At 73.9% G+C, this 5,127-nt stretch carries 5 protein-coding genes and 1 pseudogene; 3 read left to right on the top strand and 3 right to left on the bottom strand.

The window, feature by feature from the left end; translation table 11 throughout:
* The 3 genes and pseudogenes from AC2CHE_RS26370 to AC2CHE_RS26360 all read left to right on the top strand — a co-directional run.
* A pseudogene (locus AC2CHE_RS26370) lies at positions 1–286 on the top strand (hypothetical protein); the annotation flags it as partial.
* Between the two features lie 169 nt (positions 287–455).
* On the top strand, positions 456–1,049 hold the full coding sequence (locus AC2CHE_RS26365; RefSeq protein WP_484507532.1) for a pyridoxamine 5'-phosphate oxidase family protein: 594 nt from the start codon (positions 456–458) through the stop codon (positions 1,047–1,049).
* A gap of 281 nt (positions 1,050–1,330) precedes the next feature.
* Positions 1,331–1,672 carry an RNA polymerase-binding protein RbpA gene (locus AC2CHE_RS26360; protein WP_046564157.1) on the top strand — a complete coding sequence of 114 codons (342 nt, stop codon included), beginning with the start codon at positions 1,331–1,333 and terminating at the stop codon, positions 1,670–1,672.
* Between the two features lie 53 nt (positions 1,673–1,725).
* Here the strand turns inward: AC2CHE_RS26360 and AC2CHE_RS26355 are convergent, their stop codons facing one another.
* The 3 genes from AC2CHE_RS26355 to lnt all read right to left on the bottom strand — a co-directional run bounded on the left by AC2CHE_RS26355 (position 1,726) and on the right by lnt (position 4,854).
* Positions 1,726–2,262, bottom strand: a complete 537-nt coding sequence (locus AC2CHE_RS26355) for an FxsA family protein (RefSeq protein ID WP_484507531.1) — start codon at positions 2,260–2,262, stop codon at positions 1,726–1,728.
* Between the two features lie 136 nt (positions 2,263–2,398).
* On the bottom strand, positions 2,399–3,178 hold the full coding sequence (locus tag AC2CHE_RS26350; protein ID WP_484507534.1) for a polyprenol monophosphomannose synthase: 780 nt from the start codon (positions 3,176–3,178) through the stop codon (positions 2,399–2,401).
* Between the two features lie 41 nt (positions 3,179–3,219).
* The gene (gene lnt, locus AC2CHE_RS26345; RefSeq protein ID WP_484507533.1) at positions 3,220–4,854 is read right to left on the bottom strand and encodes an apolipoprotein N-acyltransferase; all 1,635 of its coding nucleotides are present in this window, start codon (positions 4,852–4,854) and stop codon (positions 3,220–3,222) included.
* Positions 4,855–5,127 lie beyond the last annotated feature (273 nt).

Raw genomic sequence — 5,127 nt, 5'->3', positions numbered from 1 at the left:
GGCCGACGCCGACCGCGAGCAGGCCCGGACGCAGGCCGACGCCGACCGCGAGCGGGCCCGGCAGGCCGGTGAGCAGCAGGCCGCGCTCGCCGCCCGGGCCGACCGGTTGGGCGCGGAACTGGCCGGCGTGCGGGCAACGCTCAGCGCCGCCGAACGCCAGGTGAGCGAGCTGACGGTACGCCTGCACGCCACCGAGACCGACCGCGACGATGCTCGTGAGCGGGTGGCGCAGCTGGCCGCGAAGGTAGCCGACCTGGCCACCGCCCTCACCCGACCCACCCCGTAACCCCCCACCCCACCCCCCACCTGGCGCCGATCAAGCAGTTGTGGCACCCGAGGAAACGCTTCATCCGGACAAATCGACTGCCATAACTGCATGATCGGCGGGGCGCGGGGTGGCGGGGCGGGGTTGGGGGGGGTGTGGTTGGGGGGGGTGGATGGGGGAGGATGGCGTTATGGGCAAGACGCATGAGCGCATCGAGGGGCGGCTGCGGGAGTTCATCGAGGCACAGCCGATGTTCTTCACCGCGACCGCGCCGCTGGCCGGCGACGGCACCGTCAACCTCTCCCCGAAGGGCCTGCGTGGCTGCTTCGCGGTGCTCGACGAGCAGACGGTGGCCTATCTGGACTTCGCCGGCAGCAACGCCGAGACCATCGCCCACCTGCGGGAGAACGGCCGGATCACGCTGATGTGGTGCGCCTTCGCCGGCCCGCCCAACATCGTGCGGGTACACGGCCGGGGTGAGCCGGTGTTCCGTGACGATCCCCGCTTCCCCGACCTGCTGACGCACTTCCCGGACATCGACACCACCATGCACGGCCTGCGGGCGATCATCCTGGTGCACGCCCGGCTGATCCGCGACACCTGCGGCTACGCGGTGCCGCTGATGACCTACGACAGCGACCGGGACCTGCACGCCCGCCGTTTCGCCCGGGAGGACGACACGTCGTTGGACGCCCACTTCGCCGGCAAGGACGACATCGCCACCAGCATCGACGGCCTGCCGGGGCTACCGTTGCCGCTGCCGCCGACACCGCGGACCGGCTGACGGGCCGCGCACACCGCGTCACACCAACGGGTGCCCGCCCGGCGCGTCGAACCACCGCGGCGACGGACGACGACCTGGGACGGTTACCATTCCCGCTGGCGGTGACGGTCCGCCGAGACGACCCGGCCGGGACGACCCCGCCGGGCGCACGTCATGGCCGGCTACCCTGGACTACGCACCCGGGTGTACGGGGTAGTCGAGGCGCGGGCAGCGGGAATGGCCCGACGGAGACGGACCGTTACACCGATAGGACCTGCACCACCGAAGAGGGGAAGTCGATCATGGGCGAGCGTATGCTGCGCGGAAGCCGACTGGGCGCGGTCAGCTACGAATCCGACCGCAACACGGAGCTCGCGCCGCGGCAGACCCGCGAGTACCTGTGCGCCAAGGGGCACCAGTTCGAGGTGCCGTTCGCCGTCGACGCCGAGGTGCCGACCACCTGGGAGTGCAAGTTCGACGGCAGCGTGGCCCGACTGGTCGACGGCAGCGAGCCGGAGCAGAAGAAGGCCAAGCCGCCCCGCACCCACTGGGACATGCTGCTGGAACGGCGTTCCATCGCCGAGCTGGAGGACATCCTGGCCGAGCGGCTGCAGGAGGTCCGCACCCGTCGCGGTCGCGCCTGACCCGTCACGACAACGGCGCCCCCGGAACTCCCGGGGGCGCCGTTTCGCGTACGTCAGCGCGGCTCCACGATCTCACCCTCGATGGCCTCGCCCGACACCGCCGGAGACGGTGGCGGCGGTGGCTGCGGCTGCGGTGGCGGCGCCTGCCCCGGCTGCTGCGGCCCACCCCGGTACACCCGCACCCGGCGGGGACCGAACAGGTCACCGGCGGTCATCGACGACACCCGGCGCTCGGCGGCCCGCTGCACCCCACCCCGGGTCAGCCGCCGCACCGGCGGCACCAGCAGCAACAACCCCACCAGGCCACTGACCAGACCCGGAGTCGCCAACAGCAGCGCGCCGAGCAGCCCCACCAGCCCGTCGGTCACCTGCCGACCGGGGGGCCGACCCGACCGCGCCGCATCCCGGAACCCCCGCCACGCCCGCACACCCTCCCGGCGCAGCAACACCAGACCCAGCAGCGAGGCCGCGAACACCAGCAGCGTCGCCGCACCGAACCCGATCGTCCGACCGACCACCACGAAAACGGCGATCTCCACGGCCACGGACACCACCAGAGCCAACGGTACGAACCTCAGTGCTCGGCGCATATCACCCCAACCGCCTCACGGCGCCTCGTCGTGTCGGCCCCGCCCCGGCGGCACAGCCGTCCCATTCGTCCAGCATGACACGCCGCCCGCGCAGAGCGGGTCCGAGGAGGCTCGCCGGTAGCGGGCCGAGCCGCGGTCAGGGCCACCGCGCCTGTCCGGCCGTGGCCGCGTGCAGCCCACGCCGCACCGCCGTACGCCGGTCGCGCACCGCCCAGCCGGTGATCCGCCACAACGCCTCCACGACGATCAACGGGCTCATCTTGCTCGCCCCGCGTTCCCGCTCGGCGAACGTGATCGGCACCTCCACGATCCGCGCACCCGCGCGGTGGGCCAGCCGGGACAACTCCACCTGGAACGAGTAGCCCTGCGAACACACCGAATCCAGATCCAGCGCATTCAGCACACCGGCCCGGTAGACCCGGTAGCCGCCGGTGGCATCGGCCACCGGCATACCCAACGCCAGGCGCGCGTACAGATTGCCGCACCGCGACAGCAGCAGCCGCCGCAGCGGCCAGTTCACCACCCGGGCGCCCCGCGTCCACCGCGACCCGATCACCACGTCGGCGTCGCGGGCCGCAGCCAGCAACGCCGGCAGATCCTCCGGGGCGTGTGAACCGTCGGCGTCCATCTCCACCACCGCGTCGAAGCCACGCCCCCGCGCCCACGCGAACCCCGCCAGGTACGCCGCCCCGAGCCCCTGCTTGCCCTCCCGGTGCAGCACGTGCACCCGCCGGTCGGCGCGGGCCAGGCCCTCGGCGATGTCGCCCGTGCCGTCGGGACTGTTGTCGTCGGCGACGAGAATCTCCACCTGCGGCGCGGCAACCCGGACCCGCCGCACGATCCCGGTGACGTTGTCGGCCTCGTTGTAGGTGGGGATGACCACCAGCACCCGACCCACGCCGGGCACCCCGGTCATCACCGGACGGATGTCGGTTCCGTGTACCACCGCTGCCCCCTTCACCCCGGGTGGGCGGCCCCCGGCACGGATCGGCCGTCCCGCCGACGCCGCAGCACCGCCGCGCCGGCCAACGCGGCCACGGCCAGCCCGGCCAGTACCGCCTCCGGCAGCACCCCGACCCGGGTGGCCAGGGTGCGTCCCTCGGTCAGCCGCAGCTGCCGCACCACGACCGCGCGGGTGTTGAACCCGGTGGCGTCGCTTACCCGCCCGTCCGGGGCAACGAACCCGGACACACCGACCGTGGAGGCCATCAACGCCGCACGGCCGTGCTCGACGGCCCGCAACCGCACCATGGCCAACTGCTGACGCGCCTCGGACTCGTCGAAGGTGGCGTTGTTGGTCTGCACCACCAGCAGCTGCGCCCCACCGACGACGGTGTCCCGGACCAGCCCGTCGTAGGCCACCTCGAAGCAGATCACGTCGCCGAGCACCGCCGGCCCGCTGTCGACCACCCCCGCCTCGCCGCCGGCCACGAAGTCGGCCCGGATCCGGTCGACCTGGTCGCTGACCATCCGGGCGATCCGGCGCAGCGGCACGTACTCGGCGAACGGCACCGGGTGCCGCTTGATGTACAGCTGCTCCAGGTCCGGGCCGCTACCCGGACGCCACAGCAGTCCCGCATTGCGCACCTGTCCCCGCTCCGGCCCGAACAGCACGGCACCGACCAGGATCGGCACCCCGACGGCATCCGCGGCGGCGGAGATCCGCGCCCCGGCCGACGCGTTGCGCAACGGGTCGATGTCGCTGGAGTTCTCCGGCCACACCACCAGATCCGGTCGGGGCCGGGTGCCGGCGGTGACCTCACCGGCCAAGGCGATGGTGGCATCGACGTGGTTGTCGAGCACCGCCTGCCGCTGGGCGTTGAAATCCAACCCGAGTCGCGGCACGTTGCCCTGCACGATCGCCACCGTCACGCCCGCCGCCTCACGGGTGGTGGCCACCGGAACCAGCAGCCCACCGGCGACCAGCAGCACCGCCGCGGCGCATCCGGCCACGGGCCCTCGCCACCGGGCGCCGGCGGCGCCGCGGCGGGCCTGTGCCGTCCACCACGCCCCGGCGACCAGCAGCCCACCGGCCAGCGCCACCGCGAACGTCACCAGCGGCGCACCGCCGAGCGCGGCCAGCCGCAGCAGCGGCGAGTCGTCCTGACCGAACGCCAGCCGCCCCCACGGGAACCCGCCGAAAGGCGTCCGGTCACGCAGCGCCTCCTGCCCCACCCACAGCACGCCAGTCAGTGCCGGCCACGCCGCCGGGAACCGGTCGGCCAGCGGCGACACCCACGCCGTGGCCAACCCCACCACCGCCAGATAGCCGGCCTGCAACAACGACAGCAACACCCACGGCAGGTAGCCGGTGTGCAGGTTCGTCCAGGCCAGCAACGGCGCGAACAGGGTCAGACCGGTCAGGAAGCCCAGACCGGCGCCGGCCCGCAGCCGTCGCCGGTGGGTCGCCGCGGCCAGCAGCGCCACCCCGACCGGCGCCAACGGCCACCACCCGTACGGGGGGAAGGCCGCCAGCAACGCCAGACCCGCCGCCACCGCCATGGCGACGGCCACCGGCAGGCGCACCGGACCGGCCGCCACCGGGTCGGCGGGCGGCGGGTCGGACCCGGCGGTGCGGTCCACGGTCGTCACGGGCTGGTCGGGCGCGATCACGCGCCGAAGGCTACCCGCCCGCCATGATCGTCCGTCGACGACCTGGCACCGCCCCGGTGGGAGGTGTCCGCCAGCGGCGGTGGGCCGGCAGCGCCGCGTCGCCGGTGTCATCCCCCACCAGATCCGCGTCGATCATCCCGGCGACTGCGGCACGGATCACCAGATACGAAGTCGGGGGGGGGGGGGGGGGGGGGGGGGGGGGGGGGGCGGCGGCGCGCCCGCGCCGCCCCGCGCCCCCGCCCCGCCCCGCAG

This window comes from Micromonospora sp. ATLC16 (assembly GCF_057196645.1).
The sequence above is the reverse complement of the archived record's forward strand: the minus strand, read 5'-3'. Positions and strand labels throughout refer to the sequence as shown.